At 36.0% G+C, this 25259-nt stretch carries 24 protein-coding genes; 12 read left to right on the top strand and 12 right to left on the bottom strand.

Translation table 11 applies throughout. The annotated features are described in order from the left end of the window. Positions 1–5: 5 nt before the first annotated feature. The 3 genes from MWU65_RS07515 to MWU65_RS07505 form a co-directional block, all read right to left on the bottom strand. On the bottom strand, positions 6–851 hold the full coding sequence (locus MWU65_RS07515) for a sugar phosphate isomerase/epimerase (RefSeq protein WP_247076618.1): 846 nt from the start codon (positions 849–851) through the stop codon (positions 6–8). Between the two features lie 44 nt (positions 852–895). Next, positions 896–2143 carry an MFS transporter gene (locus MWU65_RS07510; protein ID WP_247076617.1) on the bottom strand — a complete coding sequence of 416 codons (1248 nt, stop codon included), beginning with the start codon at positions 2141–2143 and terminating at the stop codon, positions 896–898. Positions 2144–2370: 227 nt separating this feature from the next. Beyond that, a complete protein-coding gene (locus MWU65_RS07505) occupies positions 2371–3255 on the bottom strand; it encodes an AraC family transcriptional regulator (protein ID WP_247076616.1) in 885 nt (294 codons plus the stop codon). 137 nt (positions 3256–3392) lie between these two features. Between MWU65_RS07505 and MWU65_RS07500 the strand changes: the two genes are divergently transcribed. The 9 genes from MWU65_RS07500 (at position 3393) to trxB (ending at position 15696) form a co-directional block, all read left to right on the top strand. After that, positions 3393–4535: a ThuA domain-containing protein gene (locus MWU65_RS07500; protein ID WP_247076614.1), complete on the top strand. Its 1143-nt coding sequence runs from the start codon at positions 3393–3395 to the stop codon at positions 4533–4535. A gap of 6 nt (positions 4536–4541) precedes the next feature. Next, on the top strand, positions 4542–5591 hold the full coding sequence (locus MWU65_RS07495; RefSeq protein WP_247076612.1) for a TIM barrel protein: 1050 nt from the start codon (positions 4542–4544) through the stop codon (positions 5589–5591). A 59-nt stretch (positions 5592–5650) separates the two neighbouring features. Beyond that, on the top strand, positions 5651–6817 hold the full coding sequence (locus MWU65_RS07490; protein WP_247076610.1) for a Gfo/Idh/MocA family oxidoreductase: 1167 nt from the start codon (positions 5651–5653) through the stop codon (positions 6815–6817). Positions 6818–6933: 116 nt separating this feature from the next. Further along, complete coding sequence (locus tag MWU65_RS07485) at positions 6934–8049, top strand: alcohol dehydrogenase catalytic domain-containing protein (protein WP_247076609.1); 1116 nt, start codon at positions 6934–6936, stop codon at positions 8047–8049. Between the two features lie 120 nt (positions 8050–8169). Next, positions 8170–9183, top strand: a complete 1014-nt coding sequence (locus MWU65_RS07480; protein ID WP_247076608.1) for an NAD(P)-dependent oxidoreductase — start codon at positions 8170–8172, stop codon at positions 9181–9183. A gap of 1 nt (position 9184) precedes the next feature. Then, entirely contained in the window at positions 9185–10156 is a 972-nt protein-coding gene (locus MWU65_RS07475) for a Gfo/Idh/MocA family oxidoreductase (RefSeq protein WP_247076607.1), read from the top strand. 44 nt (positions 10157–10200) lie between these two features. Further along, on the top strand, positions 10201–13359 hold the full coding sequence (locus tag MWU65_RS07470; protein ID WP_247076606.1) for a PVC-type heme-binding CxxCH protein: 3159 nt from the start codon (positions 10201–10203) through the stop codon (positions 13357–13359). A 139-nt stretch (positions 13360–13498) separates the two neighbouring features. Further along, the gene (locus tag MWU65_RS07465) at positions 13499–14638 is read left to right on the top strand and encodes a formylglycine-generating enzyme family protein (protein ID WP_247076605.1); all 1140 of its coding nucleotides are present in this window, start codon (positions 13499–13501) and stop codon (positions 14636–14638) included. A 110-nt stretch (positions 14639–14748) separates the two neighbouring features. Next, positions 14749–15696, top strand: coding sequence for a thioredoxin-disulfide reductase (trxB, locus tag MWU65_RS07460; protein ID WP_247076603.1), 948 nt, complete (start codon positions 14749–14751; stop codon positions 15694–15696). Between the two features lie 64 nt (positions 15697–15760). Here trxB and MWU65_RS07455 read toward each other — a convergent pair whose 3' ends face one another. The 6 genes from MWU65_RS07455 to MWU65_RS07430 form a co-directional block, all read right to left on the bottom strand. After that, on the bottom strand, positions 15761–16204 hold the full coding sequence (locus MWU65_RS07455) for a hypothetical protein (RefSeq protein WP_247076601.1): 444 nt from the start codon (positions 16202–16204) through the stop codon (positions 15761–15763). 343 nt (positions 16205–16547) lie between these two features. Beyond that, on the bottom strand, positions 16548–17594 hold the full coding sequence (locus MWU65_RS07450) for an aminotransferase class I/II-fold pyridoxal phosphate-dependent enzyme (RefSeq protein ID WP_247076599.1): 1047 nt from the start codon (positions 17592–17594) through the stop codon (positions 16548–16550). Continuing rightward, positions 17594–18604 carry a dipeptide epimerase gene (locus MWU65_RS07445; RefSeq protein ID WP_247076596.1) on the bottom strand — a complete coding sequence of 337 codons (1011 nt, stop codon included), beginning with the start codon at positions 18602–18604 and terminating at the stop codon, positions 17594–17596. Before MWU65_RS07445 ends, MWU65_RS07450 begins: the two co-directional genes overlap by 1 nt. Positions 18605–18695: 91 nt before the next feature. Next, positions 18696–19412 (bottom strand): head GIN domain-containing protein, encoded by a 717-nt coding sequence (locus MWU65_RS07440; RefSeq protein ID WP_247076594.1) that lies wholly within the window; start codon positions 19410–19412, stop codon positions 18696–18698. 101 nt (positions 19413–19513) lie between these two features. Continuing rightward, entirely contained in the window at positions 19514–21184 is a 1671-nt protein-coding gene (locus MWU65_RS07435) for a PspC domain-containing protein (RefSeq protein ID WP_247076592.1), read from the bottom strand. After that, entirely contained in the window at positions 21177–21521 is a 345-nt protein-coding gene (locus MWU65_RS07430) for a PadR family transcriptional regulator (protein ID WP_247076590.1), read from the bottom strand. Before MWU65_RS07430 ends, MWU65_RS07435 begins: the two co-directional genes overlap by 8 nt. 242 nt (positions 21522–21763) lie before the next feature. Between MWU65_RS07430 and MWU65_RS07425 the strand changes: the two genes are divergently transcribed. Together MWU65_RS07425 and MWU65_RS07420 are read left to right on the top strand one after the other, a co-directional pair. After that, entirely contained in the window at positions 21764–22219 is a 456-nt protein-coding gene (locus tag MWU65_RS07425) for a DUF4442 domain-containing protein (RefSeq protein ID WP_247076588.1), read from the top strand. A 72-nt stretch (positions 22220–22291) separates the two neighbouring features. Continuing rightward, positions 22292–23089, top strand: coding sequence for a TIGR00266 family protein (locus MWU65_RS07420; RefSeq protein ID WP_247076586.1), 798 nt, complete (start codon positions 22292–22294; stop codon positions 23087–23089). A gap of 147 nt (positions 23090–23236) precedes the next feature. Here the strand turns inward: MWU65_RS07420 and MWU65_RS07415 are convergent, their stop codons facing one another. Together MWU65_RS07415 and MWU65_RS07410 are read right to left on the bottom strand one after the other, a co-directional pair. Further along, a complete protein-coding gene (locus MWU65_RS07415) occupies positions 23237–23725 on the bottom strand; it encodes an ATP-binding protein (RefSeq protein WP_247076584.1) in 489 nt (162 codons plus the stop codon). 239 nt (positions 23726–23964) lie between these two features. Further along, the gene (locus MWU65_RS07410) at positions 23965–24477 is read right to left on the bottom strand and encodes a lactoylglutathione lyase family protein (RefSeq protein WP_247076582.1); all 513 of its coding nucleotides are present in this window, start codon (positions 24475–24477) and stop codon (positions 23965–23967) included. Positions 24478–24597: 120 nt separating this feature from the next. On the opposite strand from MWU65_RS07410, the gene MWU65_RS07405 reads away from it, so the two are divergent. Further along, positions 24598–24909, top strand: coding sequence for a helix-turn-helix domain-containing protein (locus tag MWU65_RS07405; protein WP_247076580.1), 312 nt, complete (start codon positions 24598–24600; stop codon positions 24907–24909). Between the two features lie 87 nt (positions 24910–24996). Here MWU65_RS07405 and MWU65_RS17695 read toward each other — a convergent pair whose 3' ends face one another. Continuing rightward, positions 24997–25119: a hypothetical protein gene (locus tag MWU65_RS17695; protein WP_281501018.1), complete on the bottom strand. Its 123-nt coding sequence runs from the start codon at positions 25117–25119 to the stop codon at positions 24997–24999. Between the last annotated feature and the right edge of the window lie 140 nt (positions 25120–25259).

The following is a 25259-nucleotide window of genomic DNA, read 5'->3' as shown; positions in this document are numbered from 1 at the left end:
TATAATTATCTATTGTTTTTTAAACCTTGTTTAATGAAATCTAATCCTTTGGTATAAATTTCTTCCGAAGAAGAATAATCTCTCCAAACATTAATGGCATTGGCAAACTCAGGAATAATGGTGCTAAAAGCTTCAATGGTTAACCAGCCATCATATTTAATTTCATTTATTGTCGAAAAAACTTCAGGCCAATTTACTTGTCCGCTTCCAGGGGTTCCTCGGTCATTCTCACTTATGTGAAAATGCTTTAGTACTGGAGCAATGGTTTTAATAGCACTAGATTGACTTTTTTCTTCAATGTTGCTATGGTGTGTATCGTACATCGCACCTAAATTAGGGTGATTTACGGCTTCTGCCATTCCTTTTAAATCTGCCATGGTGTTATACAAATAACACTCAAATCTATTCACGGCTTCAGGGGCAAGTATAATGTTAGATTTCTCTGCGTATTCTGCAGCTTTTCGCAACATTTCTGTACTCCATTGTTTTTCTTCTAGTGTAGGAGGTTGTCTTGTAAAATAGGCAAAAGTAGAATGAAAAGGTCCGCAGATTACTTCAACGTTGGCGGCTTCTGCCATATCTATAGACCATTTAAGTTTATCTAAACCGGCATCTCTATAAGCCTTGTTAGGGCTAGCAATGTTTTCTTCAGGGCTCAAAGCGGCAACTGCGGTTACCCCCATATCAATAGCTGAAAAATGAGAGCCTAATTTTGAATAGTGTTTTAGATCACCTTCGCCTAGAAATAATTCTATGCCATCATATCCTGTCTTCTTTAAAGTATCAATTATTGGGTAATGCTCCTCCGTAACATGGTTGGTCCAAAGCAGCATGTTCATGCCTATTTTCATATTTGAAATGCTTAATTTTTGATTAATCTATTCAATGCCAATTTTTAAGCATTTACGGTTTCGGTTGTTGCTTTTTTATTATGCATCCAAAAATAAAGTACGGTAAATAGTACAATTAGTATGGCTGGGAAGATGACCATTGTACCCATTGTTGCTTGGCCAGAAACAACTTCAAGTTCATCTCCTGTATAACCTTCCGCAACTGCTGCAGCTTTGTCTGCATCAATCCAACCTCCAATAATGGGTTGAAATATAGAAGTTGAAAGCATACCTATAGCACCAATTATGGACATGCCTAATGCCCCACTTTTGGGGATTTTGGTTGCTACCAATCCAATCATATTAGGCCAAAAATATGCTATTCCCAATGCAAAAATTATTGCAGCTACATAAGCCATTGAACCTGTTTGCGTACTAAATAGATAGAGTCCTAATGTTGCTAAAACCGCAGATCCTAGCAAAACACCTGTTTGGTCGAACTTAGCAACCATACTTCCTCCAAAAAATCTAGCAACTGCCATTAATCCCGCAGTTAAGGCTAAAACTAAATAAGGGTTTGCACCACTCTTAGCTAAAATAAGACCAACCCATTGGTTAGGGCCAAATTCAGATATTGCAGTTAACGCCATACATATTGCAATAAATATAAATAGCGGATTTAATATCATTGCTTTAATATTTCCCGTTAAGGTTGCTGCTTCTTGAAATTTTGCTTTTGGCCATTTTTGACCATAAAACAAGTAAGCATATATAAGAGCAGGAATTAATAATAACCATACTTGATTCTGACCTAATATGCCGTAGTGATTCATTAAACCAGATAATAAAATTCCTATTGCAATTCCTCCTGGAAACCACATGTGAAAGCGATTCATCATCCTACTCATCTTATTGCCTTCATAGGCATCCGCAATCATAGGATTACAAGCTGCTTCTGTACAACCATTCCCTAAACCTATTAATAAATTTGCTACAAGTAAAAGCATATAGCTCCCTGAAAAAATTAACAATAAAATACCAGCTACATGTGCAAAAAACGCAAATTGCATTATTGCTTTTCCGCCCACTTTATGATAGATTAGGCCGCCAATTACCATGGAGATAGGAAACCCTAAAAACCACATGGATGTGATAAGTCCTCCTTGACTAGCAGATAATCCTAATTCGTCTATGAGTTCGGTTAATATACCCGCAGCAATTGCGAATGAAAAGGCTGTGGTAATCAGTGCAAAACAGCTTCCGTAAAAAAGCCTTTTTGCATTAGTTTCAGATTCGATGTTGGTATTCTTCATAAGTTTGATTGTTTTGATTTATTTTAATTGTAATGCTTATTAATTTTATAAATTGGTTCTAAAATATAAATTCTATTTTACTTCGCATAAAAAAAACGGAAAGTGTCAAAATCCATTTCCAACAAATTTATATGTATTCCCCTCTTTTATATTCCTATATTTTGTTAAATAATGACACTTTTCTGTCTTTCCTTAGAAGTTCTAGGATAATATTGCTTGGCTAGTAGTTAAATTCTTGCTTTGATATCTAAAAATAAACTGCGGTATTCGTTAGGACTCTTTCCGGTTATGGATTTAAATTGTCGGTTAAAATTAGACAAGGCATTAAAGCCGCATTCGTAACTTATTTCCGAAATATTATAATTGTCTTCAAGAAGTAATTTTCTGGCGTGTCCTATACGAATATCATTTACGAACCTCGTAAACGTTTTATTGGCTCTTGGCTTAAAGTACCTGCAAAACGATGTTGTTGTCATATTTAACATATCAGCAATTTCATCTAGGGATATTTTAGTTTTAAAGTTCTTCATAACATAGTCATACACAATGCGCATTTTTTCGGCATCATCACTTTTTAAACCATTACTGTTATACCCTGGGCTGGCTAACAAATTAATATCTTCGCTTTTAGACAATACATCTATAATCTCTAGTAATTTGATAATTCTACTAAACCCTTTTTCCTTTCCTAACTGTATTAATATTTTTTTTATTTTTTTTATAGTTTCTCCATAAAATTCAATGCCTCTAGCAGAGTTCACTAACAGTTTTTTTATTTTATAAAATTCTTCTTTTTCTAAAAGGGTGCTGCTAAGGAGATTGTTGTCAAAATAGATTACGAATGCTTTGGTTTTTAGTTTGCTATTTTTTTCATAATAGGCATCGTCACTCCTCCATAAATGAGGGAGGTTGGTTCCTGTGAGTACTAAATCTCCTTCCCCAAATGACTGGATTTGATCACCAACAAATCGAGTGCCTGTACCTTCTAGAATGAGGGAGATTTGAAATTCTGTGTGGAAATGCCAATTCGGGTTAAAATACTTATCCGTTAAATCTTTAAAGATAAAAGTTTGTTTGCTTGTTAATGTTTTTTCAATACTTGGACCACTCATAATTGTTCTTTAAAAAAGATCAGATTGCTAATTTATGATAAAAAAGTGTCATCTTTTAGTAAGAAAGAGGAAATATTAAACGATAGAGTGTTTTAGTTTTGTGAAAACACTAATTAATTTAATTTTTAGTAAAAAAGATGGGGTTAAAAAGAGAATTAAATAAAAGGTATAGGGCTGTTTTTTTGATTGTGCTATTTTTTAGTATTTTTATTGAAGCCAATGCTGTTAATTTCAAGGAAATTGATACTTTTAGTATTAGCGGCGATTCTCTTAAAAAATCAGAAAATAAAGCAAAAGATTACAAGGTTGTTTACAAGGGGACTAAAGGTATTGGAAAAGGGAAACATATTGTTTTTATTGCAACGGATCATGAATATAGGGGAGAAGAATCGTTGCCAGCTTTAGCGCGAATTCTTGCAAAACGCTATGGATTTAAATGCACGGTTATTTGGGCGTTGGATGAAGAGGGGTATATTTTTCCGGGTGGATCTGATATCAAAGGATTAAAGGCACTAAAGAATGCCGATTTAATGGTGTTATTTACGCGTTTCGCCAATTTTAAGGGATCGGAACTAAAACATATCAATGACTATATAGAACGCGGAGGTTCTGTAATAGGCTTGCGAACATCAACCCACGCTTTTAAAGGTATAGAAGGTCCAGACTGGGAACATTATAATTATAATTACGATGGACCTAGAAAATCATGGAAAGGTGGCTTTGGTGAAATGATATTGGGTGAAACTTGGGTTGGACATTACGGTCAAAACCACAAACAAGCCTCGAACCTCATAATTGATGAGTCTAATAAACTTCATCCTATTATGCGTGGTGTAACAGATGCTTGGGCACAATGTGGAGGGTATAAAGCATTTCCAGAAGGCTTAGATTTAAAAGTATTGGCTAGAGGAAGGATTTTAAATGGGATGACCCCTGATTCAGAACCTGATACAACCAAAGAAGAAATGCCGGTTGCTTGGGTTCGGAAATATGTTTTGGAAAACGGTGTAAGTGGAAAGGTGTTTACAACTACTCATGGCGCTTCTGAAGATTTGCTGAGTAATGGCTTTAGAAGGATGTTGATTAATGCTTGTTTTTGGGGAGTTGGAATGGAAACAGAAATTAAAAACAACAATAATATTGATTTTGTTGGAGAATATTTGCCAACAACTTTTAACTTTAAGGGCTATAAAAAGAATGTAAAGCCATCTGACTTGTCAGATTGGAATTCTTTGATAATGCCTGGAGAGGTACTTAAAAATAATAAAACAAAAAATTAAATTAGTATGCAAGAGAATAATTTCCCTAAGCTTCATAATGCTTCATGGCCCGGTGTAGTTGGTAAAGGTCCAGATTCTGAACCACCAATTTCTATTGAAAAAATGATTGATCTTACAGCAGCGGCAGAAGTTGATGGTGTAAAATTTGATGGTTTTGATTTGTTTGTGGCTGATCCTCATTTGGATATTGACGCTTCAGATGACGGTATAAAAAAAATGGCCGATATGGCGCGTGCCAAAAATTTAGAAATCGGTAGTTTGGTTGCTCCTATATGGGCAGGTACTGGTGGTGGCTCTGCAATGGGTACTAAGGAAGAACGCGAAATGTTTGTGTCGCAAGTTAAAAAAGCGAGTATTATAGGTAAAAAATTACGAGATATGGGTATTCGTCCCAATGGCGTAATTCGTATTGATTCTTCTGTGAATCCAGAAACTTGGGCAAAAGATCCGGTAGCTAATACCAAACTTATTGCCCAAACCTTTAGAGAAGCCTGTGATGTTGCGGCAGACTATGGAGAATCTCTGGCTGCTGAGGGAGAAATATGTTGGGGAGGTATGCACGGTTGGAAAACTATGGTAAATACCTTAGAAGCGGTAGATAGACCCAATATTGGTTTTCAGGCAGATATGGCGCACACCTTATTATATCTATTAGGGTACAACAAACCAGATGAAAGAATATTACCTGAGGATTTTAAATGGGAAGATAGAGCAACCTTAACGGAAGGATTAAAAACAGTTACTGCAGCCTTGCGACCTTGGACTATCGATTTTCATGTTGCACAGAATGATGGAACTGTTTTTGGAGCAGGATCACATGATAAAACAGGAAGGCATTGCCAAGCAGCCGATCCCAATGGAAAGTTAGATATTCCTGTAGATGCGGGACATTGGTTGCGTGATGAAAATGGGATATTGACTAAGAAGTTCAAACATATTTGCTGGGATGGCTGTATGTTTCCTAACGATGTGATGAATCAGCCTAAGACGTGGAACGATATTTTAGGAGCCATGATAAAAGTACGTCAGCAACACGGTTGGTACGAAGCAGAATAGTAAAAAAATTATAAACAACAGAAAAGACAAGACGTCTTTAATTTTGAATAAAAGTACATATGTCAGTTAAAAAAGAATTAAGAATAGGATTGGTAGGATACGGATTTATGGGAAGAACGCATACGAATGCTTATAAAAGAGTAGGCGATTTTTTTCCAGAGTTAGAGTATCGACCTGTGTTAAAAGCAGTTTGCGCACGAAATAAGGAACGCGTGCAAGCCTTTGCTGATCAATGGGGATTTGAATCGATAGAAACAGATTGGAAAACGTTAATTGCGCGTGATGATATTGATGCTATAGATATCTGTACGCCAAACAATATGCATGCAGAAATAGCAATTGCAGCAGCTGAGGCTGGTAAAATGGTGCTCTGCGAAAAGCCATTAGCACGTACGGTAGCCGAAGCACAACCTATGGTAGATGCGATTGAAAAGGCAGGGGTGCCTAATACAGTATATTATAATTATAGAAGACTGCCTGCAGTAACCTTGGCAAAACAATTGATTGACGCTGGAAAGTTGGGTAGAATATTTCATTATCGTGCAAATTTTTTACAAGATTGGACCATTAGTCCAGAATTACCTCAAGGAGGTGAAGGATTGTGGCGTTTAGATAATGATGCCGCAGGTTCTGGTGTAACAGGTGACCTTTTGGCGCACTGTATAGATACCGCAATGTGGTTGAATGGAGGGATAAAAGATGTATCTGCTATGACAGAGACTTTTATTAAAGAACGGGTGCATTCTGAGTCGGGAAAAACACAAAAGGTAAGTATTGATGATGCGTGTATTTTTCATTGTCATTTTGACAACGGTTCCCTCGGTGTTTTTGAATCTACTAGGTATGCAAGAGGACATAAAGCCTTGTATACATTTGAAATTAACGGGGAACATGCTTCTATCAAATGGGATTTACAAGATTTAACGCGTTTAGAATATTTTGACCACAGAGATGAATCTAATGAAAGAGGTTGGCGTTCTATTCATGTAACAGATGGTGATCATCCGTATATGGACAAATGGTGGGTACCGGGATTATCTATTGGTTATGAGCATAGTTTTGTACATCAAATCGCTGATTTCTTAAAAAACTTAGCAGCCGGGGAACCTTGTTCGCCAACATTTAGAGAAGCCCAAGAAACACAAAAAGTTTGTGAAGCAGTGCTCAATTCTGCCAAGGCTAAAACTTGGAAAGATACAGGCGTAAATTGGAAAGAAAAAAAATAGAACATTGGAGTTAAGTAGGATGAATGAATTATTTTTTTGTCTAAAGTCTAAGGAGTTAAATTAATGATCAGAATTCACGAAGTACTAAATTTCAACGAACAACTATAAACTAGAAAATGAGTGAAACTATAAAAGGTTTTTGTTTACACGGTAAAGAAAAAATTACGCCGGCAAGTACAATTCCTGTTACGAGCAATACGTCTGTTGTTGCTATGGAAATTCCGGCATTACAAGAAGGAGAAATATTAGCAAAAACACTATTCACAGGTATTTGTGGTTCAGATAACAGTGCGTCTTTAGGAAAGTCTAATTTTGATTGGGTACAACGTCCAAGAATTATTGGCCATGAATTTAGCGCTGAGGTATTAGAATTAGGACCTGGAAATCATGGCGACTTAAAAGTGGGAGATATTTTTACTCCACTTGCTATGTTGGGTTGTCAGAAAGAAGATTGTCCGGCCTGTAGTGTTTCCAAGTGGAACCTATGTGCTTCTAAAGAAATAATAGGATTTCATAGAAATGGTGGTTTCGGACAACAAGTAGTTTTAGAATCGGATCGGGTTGTACTATTAATGGATGGATTAACACCAGAACAAGGGGCTTTGGTAGAACCCTTGTCTGTAGTGGTTAATGCCTTGCACAATAAGGCTAACATTAAACCTGGTCAAGATGTGGTGGTTACCGGATGTGGTATCATTGGATTAATGTCGGCCGAACTAGCAAGAGCAGCAGGAGCAAGAGTTGCTATTACTGGGATAGCCCATGATAGAGATAAAAGACTAAAAAAAGCAAAAGAACAAGGATTTATTACCATTGAAGTATCGCCAGAAAATTCACTTTCAGATCAATTGAAAAAAGGAATTGTAGATGCAAAGGGGATTCCATTTGGAACCAAAAATGGTCAGGTAGATCTAGTGATAGAATGTTCAGGGGTGCCTCCTGTACTTACAGAGGCAATAAGCGTTGTTAAACCAGAAGGCGATATTTGCGTAATCGCGACCTATCCAAAAGAAGTTGCTATAAATGCAACGCACTTAACACGGACCTCCTTAAACATGCGAGGTTCAATGGGGTCTTGCCGTGATGATTATATGGTAGCTCAAAAATTAATGGCTACAGGCGTATTTCCATCTGAAGCGTATATTAACCAGTATAGTTTTGAAGATATTACTCAAGCCTTTGAAGATTCAATAAAAGCCAATAATGTAAAGGCTGTTATAAAAATGAATTGATACCTTAGTAGGCGGTAACTTTTGGAAGAACAACCGGAGGATGCCAGAAGTGGTCTATAAATTAACATTAATAATAGAGCGATAAGCATTTAGCTTAAAGCGTATTGCTAAACATATAAAATGCATACAATATTTATTACAGGTGGAACGGGTTGTATAGGATCCGTTACCATATATAAATTACTACAATCCAAAGAAGTTGGAAAAATTGTAGTCGCTACTAGGTCAAACAATACAGATCCTTTAAAACTGTGGTTAGGTAAGGAATTGGACCCTAGAATAGAATTTGTAAAATTGGATGTTGCCGATTATGATGCTATTGAAGCCGTAGTTACAAAGGTAAATCCAACACATATTATACATTTAGGTGCCTATCAAAGTCCCGACTGTTCCAAATACCATATTCAAGGAATGGAAATTAATACCGGCGGAACAATGGCCTTGTTTGATGTGGCCGAAAAGCTACCCAACCTCAAGCGATTTGTTTTTGCAAGTTCGGCTGCGGTGTATGGCATTAGAGCTATGTATCCAGAGCCTGGTATTACCGAAGATGCGCAATTGGCACCACCAAACCATTATGGGATCTGGAAATTGGCAGGCGAACACTTGGCGCGTTTGTTTTATGACACAACCAAAGTTCCCACAGTTTGTTTGAGGATCAACACTACCTACGGAAAGGGGAGAGATAAGGGAAAAACATCTGCCCCAACAAATGCGATAAAAGCCATTGCGATGGGTGCTGTTTTAGGAAAGTTAATTCCTTTTGAAATGCCGTATGACGGACGAGAAAATTATCATTTTGTAGAAGATGTAGGTGCTCATTTTGCTGCTTGTACCTTGGAAGAATACAGTGGCTTTGGCGCGTTTAATATCAAAGGCGAAACCATTGGTATTGAAGACTTTTTAACGATTGTTAAGGAGCAAGCTAATGCTTTAGGTATGGAAGACTACGTGAGTTTGTCTATTTCCAAAGAAGCAACACCTAATATTTTTGTGTCGGATTTAAGTCATGAAAAAATTCAAAAAACATTTAAAAGCATTCCATTAACAAGTATTGAAAATGGCGTAAAACATTCTTTGTTAGAATTTAAAGCCATGGCAGAAAAGGGAACATTAAATTATTCCGTAGAATAATATGGAAACGATAAGAATAGCATTTATTGGAGCAGGAGATATTGCAGATTTACACGCAGAGGCTATCGTTAATATGAAGGGGGCTCAACTTGTTGGTTTGTGGAATAGAACTTTTGCAAAGGGAAAAATTAAAGCAGATAAGTTTGGTTGTAAGACCTATGCCACTATAGATGATTTGTTTAATGACCCCATTGTAGATGCTGTTTTTATTTTAACCAATATGGAAACGCATTGTGAGTATACAATAAGAGCCGCGGAAGCTGGAAAGCATATTTTGGTAGAAAAACCTGCAGCTTCTAGTATAGCTGAACTTCTTCAAATGCAAAAAGCAGTTGCGAAAGCTGGGGTAAAATGCATGCCGGTACACAATTATATTTATGAAGATAGTATAAATCGTGCACAAGCAATGATACAAAGTGGCAAACTGGGAAAAGTGACTCAGTTTTATATGATGTACAATATTCACCATGCTGATGAAATAAGAGCGAGGTACCCAGGCGTAATTCGACAAATTTTGACACATCATAGTTATACCATGCTTTATTTGGCCGGACAACCAAAAACAGTTTCCTGTTTTAAACATACGGTAGATGCAACCCTGGCACCTCAAGAAAATGTGGCTATGGCAAATATTCAAATGCAAAACGGTTCTTTAAGTCATTTATGTGCTAGTTTTGCCAATGATGATCACGCTGGTGATCCGTGGACTTGTATCATAAAAGTAATTGGTACCAAAGGGAGTACACGCTACAGTTATAGAGATTGGGTGATAAATGATAGAAATGGTGCACATTCGCAAACGTACCAGAGTTATCCAGAGACGATAAAAAATACAGCAACACATTTTATTAATAATGTGGTACGAAATAATGAAGCACCCTTGTCTACTATAGAGGATGCAATTACTTGCCAGAAAATTATTGAAGCATGTGAACTATCAGCAGCAGAAGGAAAACATATAAATTTAAATTAGATCCATACCATATTAAGTAAATTATGAAAACAAAAACAATAATAATGTGTAAAAGAATGGTAGCGATGCTATGTTTGGTTTTGGCCATGTATAGTTGTGGCAATGCTACAAACGAAAATGTAATTAAGGTACATAAAAACGATCATATTGTCTTTGTGGGCAATAACTTGGCTTCAAGAATGATAAACTTTGGCCATTTTGAAACGGAGTTGCAATTGCGATACCCAGATAGTTTATTGTATATACGAAATATGGGAGATGGTGGTAATACACCAGGATTTAGGCCGCACTCTTCTCGTAAATCTCCTTGGGCTTTTCCTGGGGCTGAGGTTTTTCAAACCGAATTAGCTCAAAAATCAGGAAGTACAGGACATTTTCCTACACCAGATGAATGGCTTACAATGTTGAAGACGGATATTGTGATTGCATTTTTTGGATATAATGAATCTTTTGAAGGAGCAGCGAGTTTAGAAAACTACAAAGCAGAATTACAAGCTTTTATAGATCATACAAAAAAGCAGCAATACAATGGGGAAAATACTCCTAAACTGGCAATTGTTTCTCCTATCGCTTTTGAAGATTTGTCTGCTAAAATGGACTTACCTAATGGTGTAAAAGAAAATGAAAATTTAGAGATGTACACCAAAGCCATGCAAGAGGTTGCAGCGGCTAATGATGTGCTGTTTGTAGATGCTTTTGCTCCAACAAAAAGTTGGTATGCTTCAGAAGAGGCCGATTTAACTGCAGATGGTTTTCAGTTAAATGATCTTGGATACCAACGATTTTCAACCCTGCTAGCAGATAAAATATTTGGTGAAACTAGTACTAAAGCTGAAGCTAATAGAAGTTTAGTTCATGATGCCGTAATGGAAAAAAATTGGTTTTGGCATAATGATTATAAGATTCCAAATGGTGTACATGCTTACGGAAGACGTTACAATCCTTTTGGACCTGCTAACTATCCTTTTGAAGTAGAAAAAATTCGAGAGATGACCGATATTCGCGATCAAGCGATTTGGGAAGCAGTAAAAGGAAAAACAATGGATTTAGCTGCTGCGGATGCAAAAACTTCAAAACTTCCAGAGGTTGAAACCAACTATAAGCAAAGTAATAAGAACGGAAATCCAGATTATTTATATGGGAAAGAAGCAGAGGCTACTATTGAAACTGCTGAAGGCTATAAGGTAGAATTATTTGCCTCTGAGGAAGAGTTTGAAAATTTAGCGAATCCAGTACAAATGTCTTTTGATAATAAGGGAAGATTATGGGTTGGTGTAATGCCAAGTTATCCGCACTACAAGCCAGGAGATGGCAAACCCAACGATAAACTTATAATTTATGAAGATACAGACAATGATGGTAAGGCAGACAAAGAAACAGTGTTTGCAGATGGCTTAAGTTTAACCATTGGATTTGAATTTGCACCCGAAGGTGTTTATGTGTCTCAAGGAACTAATTTGGTGTTGATAAAAGATACAGATGGTGATGATAAAGCAGATGAGACAGAAGTAATTTTAAGTGGTTTTGACGATCATGATACCCACCATGCCATTAGTGCATTTGTTACAGATCCATCGGGAGCTATATATATGGGTGAAGGCGTATTTTTACATACTAACGTAGAAACCGCTTATGGACCAGTACGTGGTACCAATGGTGGTTTTTACAGATACAGTCCGCAAAGACATCATTTAGAGCGTACAGCTCAATTGTCTATTCCAAACCCTTGGGGTATTGCCTTTGATGAATGGGGTCAAAATTTCTTTGAACATACTTCTGGACCGGATATGACTTGGATGATGCCAGGAACAATTAAACCAAGATATGGAAATGCAAACCCTAGGCCAAAAAACTTATTAGAAAATGCGCACAGAGTTAGACCAACTTCTGGTTTAGAATTTGTTTCTAGTAGTCATTTTCCAGATGAGGTACAAGGGGATATTTTAATTAATAATACCATTGGATTTTTAGGAGCAAAGCAACATTCTATAGTTGATGATCCAGAATCAGCAGGTTATATTAGTAAGCATAGATTAGATTTGATAAAGTCTTCAGATAAAAACTTTCGTCCTGTAGATTTAGAGTTTGCACCAGACGGATCTTTATATTTTATAGATTGGCACAATGTTTTAATTGGACACATGCAACACAATGCACGTGATCCATTTAGAGATCATGTACATGGAAGAATTTATAGAATTACATACCCTTCAAGACCTCTTGTTAAAATTGCAAAGGTTGCAGATGCTTCTATTGATGAGTTGTTAGAGAATTTAAAACTTCCAGAATATAGAACACGCTACCGAACTAAAAGGGAGTTAAGAGCTAGAGATGCTGATGAGGTGTTAGCAAAACTAAAAGCATGGACGGCTAGTTTGGATAAAAATGATGCCCGATATGAGCACCATATGCTAGAAGCACTATGGACAACTTGGGGATTAAATAGAATTGATGCCGATCTTTTAAACCAAATGCTTAGTGCCAAAGATTTTAGAGCAAGAGCTGCTGCAGTAAAAGTATTGCGTTATGCAGGGCACCAAATAAAAAACCAGCCCGAATTATTGCTAAAAGCTGTACAAGATGAAAACCCTCGCGTTCGACTAGAAGCATTTGTGGCCGCATCTTGGTTAACACCAGAAGTGGGGAATCCAATATTAGAAGAAGCAGGGAAAATGCCTTTAGATGATTGGATGAAACAACCCTATGAAGCGGCTGTGGCACATTTAAATGGACATAGTATGGGTGAAGATCCAGATGCTATTAAGGTTAAAACAACCTTAAAAGGAGCAGAAAAAGCGTTGTATGTGAAAGGGGCAGAAATATACAACAGAGAAGGTTTCTGTGTTACTTGTCACCAACCCGACGGAAAAGGTTTAGAGGCTTCAGGCTTCCCGCCAATTTCAAAATCGCATTGGGCTATAGGTAATGAAGAACGCTTGATTAAACTGACGTTAAAAGGCTTAATGGGACCTATAGAGGTTTTAGGGAAGCAGTACCCTGGTCAAGTGCCAATGACACCTTTTGAAGGTATGTTGAAGGACGATGAGGTTGCCGCAGTATTAACCTATGTTAGAAATTCTTTTGGAAATAAAGCATCTGCAATTTCACCTGAGAAAGTGAAAGAAGTTCGAGAAAAAATTAAAGATAAAAAAGGATTTTATGCTCCAGATGAATTATTAAAAGAACATCCAATGGAAGAATAAGCTATAGTTAGTTCTACAGCTAAGAAAGTTTTACATCATAAAGAACTCGTGATTCAATTATTTATTGGAATCACGAGTTTTTTTTATAGAGATTGATATCTTTGTGATAAGCAATTATTTAAAGTAATAGAGGAAGGTTATGAAAGGTAAAGTTATAGGTACAGTACAATTTTTAGCGTTGTTTTTTATCGTACAATTCGTTGTGCAATGTAAAGAAGAAAAAAAACAAGACGTTAATAAAGATACTAGTACTACTGAAAAAACAGAAGTTAAAAAAGTAATAGATTTTAAAATCATAAAAGAAGTGCCCGAAGGTGTAAAGACACCGGAAGGAATGGTTTGGATACCGGGAGGGGAATTTGAGCAAGGGGCAGTTCCTCAAGATAAAATGGCCATGGATCATGAGAAACCGGTTCATAAGGTGGCCGTTGATGGCTTTTTTATGGATATCACAGAAGTAACCAATGCACAATTTTCAAAATTTGTGAAGGAAACTGGTTACCTCACCATTGCAGAACGAGAAATAGATTGGGAAGAAATGAAAAAACAAGTTCCTGAAGGCACTCCAAAGCCACATGACTCTATTTTACAACCAGGATCTTTAACCTTTAAAAAAACAAAATCTACCCTACCAAATCTTTACGATTTTTCTCAGTGGTGGCATTGGACCATTGGTGCCAATTGGAAACATCCAAACGGACCTGATAGTTCTATAAAAGGGTTAGAAGATCATCCCGTAGTGCAGATTGCTTATGAAGATGCTTTAGCGTATTGCAATTGGGCAGGAAGAAGATTGCCTACTGAATCGGAATGGGAATATGCAGCGAGTGGTGGAAAAAACGGGACTATCTTTTTTTGGGGAGATGATATAAAAGAACTCTCTAAGACTGCCAATAGTTGGGAAGGGGAGTTTCCTGTAAAAAATACCAAGGCAGATGGCTTTGAGAATAGAGCTCCTGTGAAATCATATCAACCTAACGGATACGGGTTATATGATATGGCAGGAAATGTATGGGAATGGACAGGAGATTGGTACAATACCAATTATTATAAAGAACAGTCCAGTAATTCAATTGTAAAAAACCCGTCGGGAGCGGCAACGGCATACAACCCTCAAAACCCTTATGTAAAGGAAAAGGTTATTAAAGGTGGATCCTTTTTGTGTAGTGACTCTTATTGTGCAAGTTATCGAATATCGGCACGTATGGCCTCTAGTACAGATTCCTCTGCCGAGCATACAGGCTTTAGAACCGTAGCAACGTTGCAAATGGTACAATAAGCTCACAATAGTGTATGATTATGATTGTATTATAACTATTGATAACTTTTAGGGAATCATATAGCCTAAAAAAATTACATTTGTTGTCTCAAAAAAAATAAGAATAAATTATGTCTGATACGATAGAAAGAATTAAATGCTTAATTATAGGTTCAGGACCAGCAGGATATACAGCTGCAATATATGCGGCTAGGGCAGACTTAAAACCCATTATGTATACAGGAATGGAGCCAGGAGGACAATTGACCACTACAACAGAGGTTGATAATTTCCCGGGATATCCAGAAGGTATAGATGGGCCAACTATGATGGTGCAACTGCAAACGCAAGCAGAACGTTTTGGTACTGAAGTGAGAATTGGAATGGTTACTGCCGTAGAATTTAGTGATAAAATTGGTGGTATTCATAAGGTTGTGGTAGACAATAGAAATACGATAGAAGCAGAAACCGTAATTATTTCTACCGGAGCAACGGCCAAGTATTTAGGGATAGAAAGTGAACAACGCCTAAGAGGTGGCGGTGTGTCTGCATGTGCAGTCTGTGATGGTTTCTTTTATAAGGGGCAGGATGTAGCAATTGTTGGGGCAGGAGATACTGCAGCAGAAGAAGCTTCTTATTTGGCAAACATCTGTAAAAATGTAACCATGTTAGTCCGTAAGGATGAGATGCGTGCCTCTAAGGCCATGCAACATAGGGTAAACAACCTTTCTAATATTACGGTGAAGTATAATACGGAGGTAGACGAAGTATTAGGAGAACAGGTAGTAGAAGGATTGCGTATGGTGAATAACCAAACCAAGGAAAAAGAAGAAATTGCCATTACAGGATTGTTTATAGCTATTGGTCACAAACCAAATACCGACATTTTTAAGGGAAAATTAGAAATGGATGATACAGGCTATTTAATTACAGAAGGAAAGTCTACGCGAACAAATATGCCTGGTGTATTTGCTAGTGGAGATGTCCAAGATAAAGAATATAGACAGGCCGTTACTGCTGCAGGAACAGGATGCATGGCTGCCTTAGATGCTGAGCGTTATTTGGCTAGTATTGAATAAAAAGAAAGCATAATTATACAAAAGGAGCGTTCATTTTACTTTGAATGCTCCTTTTTTTTTAGGTTTAATTGATACGTTTGTAATTTTCAGAAAAAATCCTATTTCCTTCATCGTCTACGGTTATTTGACTGTAATTAGTTTTGGTTAGTTGTAGTTCAAAATTATAAATATACAGTGATTTTGCAGCTTTGCGCATAGAGGCAGACATGTATTCTAGATTTTCTGTCAGTGAATTTTTAGTGGTTTTGTAAGTCCCATATCCAAACCATTCTACAGAGTCATTGGGGACATATCTTGTCCACATTACTTTACCGCTATTGTACATTTTAATTTGTCTATATCCGTCAATAGTAGGTACGGTATCCGTGATATCTTTGCCATCATATTTATAGAAACTTATGAGTTCCCAAGTTCCTTCAATTGAAGCTTTCTTTGTCTTTGATGTTGAAATTATAGTAGAAGAAACTAACAGCAGCATCAATAAAATTAATCCAATAAATTTTTTCATAATGTTCAAATTTTAGTGATTAAGTTATTTAATACTAATAAGTTACTACTTTTTATTTAGATTACCATATTTTTTTATGAACATAAGAACGGAACTATTTAAAATGGAATGCGGTATTTTAAGCGATTTTACCAGTTGCTGCTATGGTTTGTAATTTTTTAAATACAGAAGTGGATAAGAAAATTGAGCTCCTTTTAAAAGTGGTAAATAGCCATAGTATTTAGCAGAAAAAATAAGATGGAGTTTAGACGCTATTTCCCTGCTAGCTACAATTTTTATCAAGTTACAGGTAAATGAAAAAGAACGAACGGAAACTTCTTAGTCGCTCAAAAGTTGGTGGCAATTATTTAAAAAGGGTGTTTATAAGCTTACAAACCAATTCAATATCCTTTTTTTTATGATGCGCACTTAGCACAATTCTACTCATTGTAGGAGAATCTTCATTTGGATAATTAAAATTGGTAACTAGGATATTGTGAGCCTCTAAGTATTGTGTTATTTTTTGATTGGTAAAACTAAAAGTTGGGTGATTTGGAGTAAAGCTAAAATGCTCCAAATGCTTTGTATTTGCTAGAAAGGTAACAATATGTTTGGCTAATCGCTCTCGTCTTTTTTTGTAAATAGGTTCAGCAGCTAATAGGACACCTAGGTTTGCCGGTGATGCCGGACTAGCACCCCCATAAAAAGCAGTATTTTTTAATTGTTCCATTCGTTCTTTTGTTCCAAATAAAGCACCACCTTGTACGGCAAATCCTTTTCCCAAAGAGGTGCAAACGACTAATTCTTTAGGTCGTAATTGCTGGAGTAAAGAAAAGCATCCACCACCGTTATTTAAGGGCAAATTTATGGCATGAGAATCATCGGAAATAAGGATTATTTTATCTAATGGCAATTGTTGCAATGCCATAAAATTAGGATAATTGGCACCATTAAAATCCAAGCTATCCATACAAACTACAGGGGGTTTACTGTTTGCTTTCAAGTGTTTTTCTAGGGCCTTGGATAATGCGGAATACGAACTGCTATTTTTAGAATTGTAGTGGTGTAATGAAATATGAGAATTAGGGGCATAAAATACTGTATGCCCTTTAGATTTAAAAAAATTACAGGCCAATTGTGCTGCTAAAAACCCAGAAGATACGGTTATACAAGCTTCACTTTTTACAACTTTTGCTAAGTAATTTTCAGCGGTATCAAAGATGTCTATTTTAATATTAGCTTTCCGAGAAGCACCGTAATTGCTGCCGTATTTTTTAAGGTTAGCTCTATAGAGCTTTAAAAAAATAGGCTGTGTTTGTAGGCCTAAGTAAGCGGTACCTCCGAAATACAATTTTTTGGCGCCATTAACTTTAATTTTTCTACCCGGAAAAGAAGAAACAATAGTCGTCATTATAATAAGGTAATGCCAGAGCCTCCAAGGGTTGGGTAAATAAGTTTTCCATTGGGTTGTATTTGTATCCCATTGGCAATGTCTTTGCTAAGTAACATAGCGCCATCCATATCTACATAATCCAATTGCGGGGCCAATTGTGCCACGGCAGAAATACCTACTGAAGATTCTGTCATGCAACCAACCATAATTTTTAAACCCATTGCTTTTCCTTTTTTAATCATTCTAAGTGCTGGCGTGAGTCCGCCACATTTGGTCAATTTTATATTGATACCGTTAAAATGATATCCGCATTTTTCAACATCAGCCTCTACAATACAACTTTCGTCAGCAATTACGGGCAGTACACTAGCGTGCATTACTTTTTCCATTCCATTCCAATCATCTGCTTTTAAGGGTTGCTCTAAAAACTCAACACCTAATTTTTTAAGCTCAGGTGCATATTCTATGGTTTCCTCAGCGGTCCACGCACAGTTTGCATCAATTCTAAAAATAGCATCCGTATGCTTTCTTAATTCTTTTACAATTTGAACATCTTGGTCCGTACCAAGCTTAACTTTATAAATAGGCCAAGGTTGTTCCTTCATTTTAGAAACCATATTTTCAATGGTATCTATGCCTATTGTATAATTGGTAATTGGGTATTTGGTAGGATCTGTATTCCATATTTTATACAAGGGTTGGTTTACAATTTTCCCGTATAAATCATGTGCAGCAAGGTCTAGCGCACAGCTGGCAAAATTACTTAATTTTTTTTGCACCAAAAACCGATTAAAATCTTCGGGCGTAGTAAATGGGTAATTTTCAATTTCTGTTCGTATGTTTTCAATCTCCTTTTGCATACTCTCAAACGTAATGTGGTAATAGGGATTGGCGGTAGCTTCTCCATATCCAATTTTACCCTGATGACCAAGGCTAACGATCATGCTGTCTTGGGTATTATGAGACTCTCTTGAAATACTAAAAGTATGTTTTAGAGGTAGTATATATTTGGATAATGTAAGATTCATAGCAAGGTTTAAATTTGTACTAATATAGAAAGACCAACCTTGTTATCAAAACAAGATTGGTCTAAATTAACTGTATTTCTAATGTTTTTTTTTATCTTTTTTTAACGCTGCCAGAAGAAGATTTATTTTTTTTTACATTGTCGGTACCACTGTATGAAATATCGGCTCCACTACTTGCATCTGCAATTAAAGATTCCGATACCACTACTTCAATGCCTGCGCCGCTACTAGCATCCGCTTCACAATTTTTAGAATTTAAGTTTTTAGCGTCAATATTAGAGCCACTACTTGCATCTGCGTCTAAATTATTTGTAGAACCGCTGAGAGTAATATCTGCACCACTACTACTATTTGCAACTATGGAATTGGCTAGGATAGCTGCATTTAAATCGCCTCCAGTACTAGCATTTAATTCTATTAAATCTGTTTTGATTTGGTTTTTGGTGTTTAAATCGGCTCCACTAGAACTAGATAAACCAGTTATAGTTGGTAAGGAAACAAAAATGTTTTTTGTGGCTTTCCCAATATTTTCCTTTGCGTGTATTTTAAGTGTCCCATCTTTTATGTCCGTAGCAATTAAGTCCATAACATTTTCATCGGCCTCAACTCTAATACTAAATTCGTCGGCTTGAGTAACAAAAACATCTAAGCCTTCTGCCGCAGCTATTTGATCAAATTCTGAGACCATCTCCCGATTTTCTTCAATAATAATTCCGTTTCCTTTTTTACCGCTGCCAATGTCAAAAGCACAGGATGCAACAAGCAGCGATAGAATTAATGCGATTGTAATTTTAGATAGTGTTGTCATAATTGTTGTTTTTAGTTGATGATTCAAAACTCTTCTATTTTGTTTAAAATAAAGAATAGGAGTTACCCAATTGTGATTTTTAAGTGATGAACTGTATGGTTTTAATTTTTAGAGACTTCAATTTGTGTGCTATCTATTTTAACTATGCTATCAGAAACTGCGTCTTGTTTTATTTCTTTTTCAATAACTTCTACTTTTTCAACAGGACAGTTTAAGCATTTTATGATCCCATCTTCCCCCATTTTCCATACATACTCTTGTACTTCATTTCTGTTTAACTTTTGGTCAAATTGGGTGTCCCAACCTACATTACTTCTATGATTATCAGTTGTAAATTTTAATACCGTATGTTCTGGTATGTATAGGGTTGCCTCTACACTTTGGTCTCTAATTTTATTCATAGAATCCATAGTTAAAAAATTGTCTAGTAAAATAGTGTTGCCTAATACTTCATACCCATAGTTAACATTTTCTGCTCTTTGGCGTGCCTCTTCAAATGAACTTCCTTGAGATATTTTTTGAATTTTTAAGGAAGGTACAGCGTCATAAGACTTTTTAATATTATACACAAAGTCATTGTCTACCAATATTTTATTACCGTCATCATCTATAGTAAGTGTCATCCCATTTATTCTAATGTTTTCTGGCCTTTGGTTATAAGGACTCGATTTACTAGAAATGATCAAGGTATCTATAGGTGTATTAAAATGGAGTTGTTCCGTTTGGTTTACACTGCCTCTAAACATATAGGAGGTAGCTTGTTTTACTCCAATTATAGTGGCGCCAATGATTGCAGCCAACCATAAGCCTAACAGGGTTAATTTGGCTATAAGTCCAATTGATTTTAGGTTGGAAACTACAATTTTTAAGCCTAAGTAGAGTAGAAAGAAAAATGGAATACAAACCAATAAAAAGAGGATAATAAGTAATAACCATATGGGTGCGTTTGTAGTATGGGCAATGTCTAAAAATGGAATGCCGTTAATTACAAACGCATCAGTAAAACCCACGACAAACATGCCTATAAATGAACCTATTAATACGATGCCACCTACTAAAATTAAAAATACCCCAATAATTTTACCAATACTTTTGAAAATGAAGGAAAAAAAAGATCCTATGGCGTCAAAGAAAGTCTGACTACTGCTTTTAAATTTATGACTCACCTTTTCATAATCAGCGTTTTTAACCTTGTCTGTTACCGTGTTAAAACTCTCTTTAACTTTGCGTTCTATAGTACTAATATTAACAGACTCTCCCCGCATATCTAACTTCTGAGCCGTCGTTTTTGCTTGTGGAATTAAGAATAGCAATAAAATATAAATTAATATAAACCCACTAAAGGTTGCTAAGGTTAGTACAATCCAAAGCAAACGTACCCACCACGGATTTACACCTAAATAGTGAGCCATACCGGCAGAAATACCACCAATGTATTTGTTTTCGATATCTCGATACAGCTTTTTAGATTTCAATTTTCCCTTTAATTCATCTTCGAACATTTCTTCATCTACCCTATAGTCTTCAGGTTGCCCCATAACACTAATAATACTATCTACATCACTTTTGGTGATGACTTGCTGTTCGTTTTTTATTTTTTCTTGGAAAAGTTCAGCAATTCTTCCTTCGATATCAGAAATAATTTCCTCACTTCCAGGACCATTGTTTAGGGAGTGTTTTATGGCTTCTAGGTAACTGTGCAATTTTCGATATGCATCTTCATCAATATGGAAGAACATATTGGCCAAGTTTACGTTTATAGTCTTATTCATTGTTCGTTTTTTTTGAGTTGGTAACTAGGTTTACTGCATTTCTTAGCTCGTCCCAAGTCGTGTTTAATTCATTTAAAAATTGTACACCTGTATCGGTAAGCCCATAATATTTTCGTGGCGGTCCAGAGGAAGACTCTTCCCAACGATAGGTGAGGAGTCCAGCATTTTTAAGTCGAGTTAAAAGTGGATAAATTGTGCCTTCCACAACCAGCATTTTAGCATCTTTAAGCGTAGCAAGAATTTCAGAAGTGTATTTGTCTTCTCCTTTTAGAACGGAAAGAATACAATATTCTAAAACACCTTTGCGCATTTGTGCCTTTGTGTTTTCTATCTTCATAGTTTCATAATTCTGTTTTGGAAAATTCCAAAACCATTTTGTTTTTGATTTGATGAACAAACTCCGTCCGAATCATTTTTAATAGAATTGATTAGGTTCTATAATTCACACATAATAGTTGTCTATGCAAATATATATCTTTAAAAAGGTATTATGCAAAGCACAGTACTATAAATTAACATAAGATTAACATTTGTACTGTCAACTATTTTCAATACTTTTATAAAAATTAAAATTCAAAAATGGCTACAAGCACTAGAAAATATAATGTATTCAACTTTTTTAAGTTACCCTCAGCCTGGTGGTGTGGGGTGCGTTTAAAATATGTTGATACGAACAAAGCCGTGGTAACGGTAAAGCATCGGTGGTTTAATCAGAACCCCTTTAAATCAATGTTTTGGGCTGTACAAGGAATGGCTGCGGAATATGCAACTGGGATCTTAGTGATTAACCAAATAGCAAAAAGTGAGAAAAAAATATCCATGCTGGTGGCAGGTAATAATGCAAAATTTACTAAAAAGGCTACGGGGAGAATTACTTTTACCTGTGAAGATGGTCATCTAATTGAAGAGGCTATAGCCAAGACCATTGCAACCGGAGAAGGACAAGTTTTTACGATGCAATCTGTAGGTGTCAATGAAGATGGTGTCGTTGTTTCTACCTTTAATTTTGAATGGACGATACGAGTAAAGCGATAATCTTTACATTTTAGTGTAACAAAATAGAAATTGTTTCTACAAATAAGTGTCAATCAATTAAACAATTTACAAATGAATGCTCACGAAATAGATTTTGAGATTTTTGGAGAAGAAATGCAGTATGTAGAAATAGAACTAGATCCGCAAGAAGCAGTAGTTGCAGAGGCAGGTAGTTTTATGATGATGGATACTGATATTAAAATGGATACCATTTTTGGGGATGGATCCAATCAAGACAAAGGTGTTTTAGGGAAACTATTTTCAGCAGGGAAACGAATGCTTACTGGTGAGAGTTTGTTTATGACCGCCTTCTTAAATATCGGGCAAGGGAAAAAGAAAGTTAGTTTTGCTTCTCCCTATCCCGGAAAAATATTACCTATTGATTTGTCTGAAAAAGGCGGAAAGTTTATTTGCCAGAAAGATGCATTTTTATGCGCAGCGAAAGGTGTTTCTGTCGGCATCGAATTTTCCAAAAAATTAGGTCGTGGTTTGTTCGGTGGCGAAGGATTTATCATGCAAAAATTAGAAGGTGATGGAATGGCATTTGTACATGCGGGTGGTACTATGGCAAAAAAAGTACTGGCTCCTGGTGAGGTCTTAAAAGTTGATACCGGTTGTATCATAGGTTTTTCTCAGACCATAGACTATGATGTAGAGTTTGTGGGAGGTATTAAAAATACCATTTTTGGAGGTGAAGGTATGTTTTTCGCAACCTTAAGAGGCCCTGGAACGGTATATATACAGTCCTTACCATTTAGTAGGTTGGCCGGTAGAGTATTGGCATCCTTGCCACGTGGAGGAAAAGATAAGGGAGAAGGTAGTTTGTTAGGTGGCTTAGGCGATTTGTTAGATGGTGATAACAGATTTTAATTAACAGCCTCATACTAATTTCTATATTGAAGGCAGAAGAGTAAAATAATTCCGGTTTTGTGAGTGTTCCTATTTTATGATGTTCACAAAACCGCAATTACTATGAGATGGCTCTATTTTAGAATAGCGTGCATGGGTAACTGTAGTTTATTCGGTAATTGTAATTCCTCCAATCATTTCATTTTCAGAGGGTTTTTGGAACCAGTGTTCCATAAAGTCAAAATTTTCTTGGCTTACTTCAAATTCAAAAGTAGCTCCTTTTTCAATGTTTCTTTGCATCACTCTTTTAAGTCGCGTTTCTTTTGATATGTCTAAAAAATGAAGGGTTAACGTATAACCGTTGGCATCAGCAAACTGTCTAAATTTTTCACGATGCTCAAATTTAGACAAACCCAGATCAAGAATAGTGTCGGTTTTTGAGTTTTCCAATTGGGTCACTAGGTCCAGAATAAGTTTTTCGGAGCGTTCAATTCTTTCAAGAAACCATTCTAATCCATCTGATGGTTTTTTATCTGCAAGAAATAAGGTTTTATTCCAAGTGTCAATTGAAAAAATAATTCCGTTTGTTTCGCTCTTTAATTGGGAAGCATAGGTGGTTTTACCTGAACCTGTATTTCCAACAATGAGATGCATCATTTTGTGATTGTTTAAAATTATAAACTTAAGTGTTTCTAAAGTATACCTGAAGTATACTGCTCAAAAATAGATTATTTTTGCGACCAGCTATTCAGTTTATATGGTATTTAAACGAGAATCCGGCTAGGTATGGATTGTTGTGCATTGTATTTTTACTAGTCAATAAGCTGAAATAAAATAAAAACCGATTCCTAACCGCACTTCAATCCTATTGGATACCGTATGAATACTACTCCTTCTTATTCTGTGTATGCCCCTGATGAATATGTTAGTTCATAGCTATGGGTATAGATTTCAAAGACAATTCCGAAGGGATCTTCTACATAACACATTTTAAAGGGTTTTTCATTGGGATAGTACTCTCTAATGGGCATTCTTTGCTTACCACCATAGGCTATAATTTTTTCAATGAGTTCTTCAATATTGGGATCTTGCACACAAAAGTGAAAAAGCCCGGTATTAAAAGGATTAAACTCGCTTGCTTGCTTTAGCCCATGAGGGAAAGAGAATAATTCAATACCTATTCCGTCTGAAGTTGCCAAATGGGCAATTTCAAATGCTTCCCAATCCTCACCAAAAACGTCGATACACATTTGGCCAATTGCGGTCTCTTTTTCCTTTTTTACCTTGGATGGTTTCATAATAATGTACCACCCCATTACTTCGGAATAGAATTTTACAGCACTCTCAATATTAGGAACTGTAATTCCGATATGTGAAAATGATTTTGGATAATTTTTATTTGTAGACATGTGTTCTTTTTTAGAGTGCAATATTAGTCTATATTTACTTTAATAGCAATAACTTACTTTTTAGTGCTATAGTGTCAAAAAAGAGTAAAATAAAGATTATCAGATATATAGTGTTGTAAAATGAATGAAACAAACAATTGTCCGCTCCAGTATACGATGCATTTGATTGGTACAAAATGGAAACCTTTGGTTTTATTTCATCTATTAGATGGAGCATTACGTTCAGGAATCTTACAGAAAAAAGTGCCGAATATTTCTAATAAAATGTTTACACAAACGGTAAGAGAATTGGAAAAAGACGGACTTATAACTAGAGAAATTTTTCCGGTTGTACCGCCTAAGGTCGAATATAAATTGAGTGATAGAGGTAAATCTTTAGAAAAGATACTGCGTAGTTTAGATACTTGGGGAGCTGTTGATAGTAAAAAATAAGTATTGTACACCAATTGAAATGCATAATTTATTTTGGCTGATTCTTATACAAGAGTCAGCCATGGATAGGTTTAAAAAAGAATGAATCTATCGGAAATTCCTTTGTTTTTCTTCATTTGCTCCCCCTGTGGTAGTTTCAAGTCCGTATCCACGAACAACAACCCAGCCCATTGGTACATCGGTGTCAATATTTTGTGCATTTAATTTCAATCCTAAAAGGCAAAGTAAGAGAATAAGAAATGTGCAATAGTGTAATTTTGAGGTAATAGTAACATAGTTTATTTTTTTGGTTAAATGAATTCACTTTTTTTTGCTAGAATAATATTAACTTTAAAAACGTAGAAGCATTC

The organism is Cellulophaga sp. F20128, from assembly GCF_023015805.1.
Classification (GTDB): domain Bacteria; phylum Bacteroidota; class Bacteroidia; order Flavobacteriales; family Flavobacteriaceae; genus Cellulophaga.
Note: the sequence above shows the minus strand (reverse complement) of the source record. Positions and strands in the feature narration are given on the sequence as shown.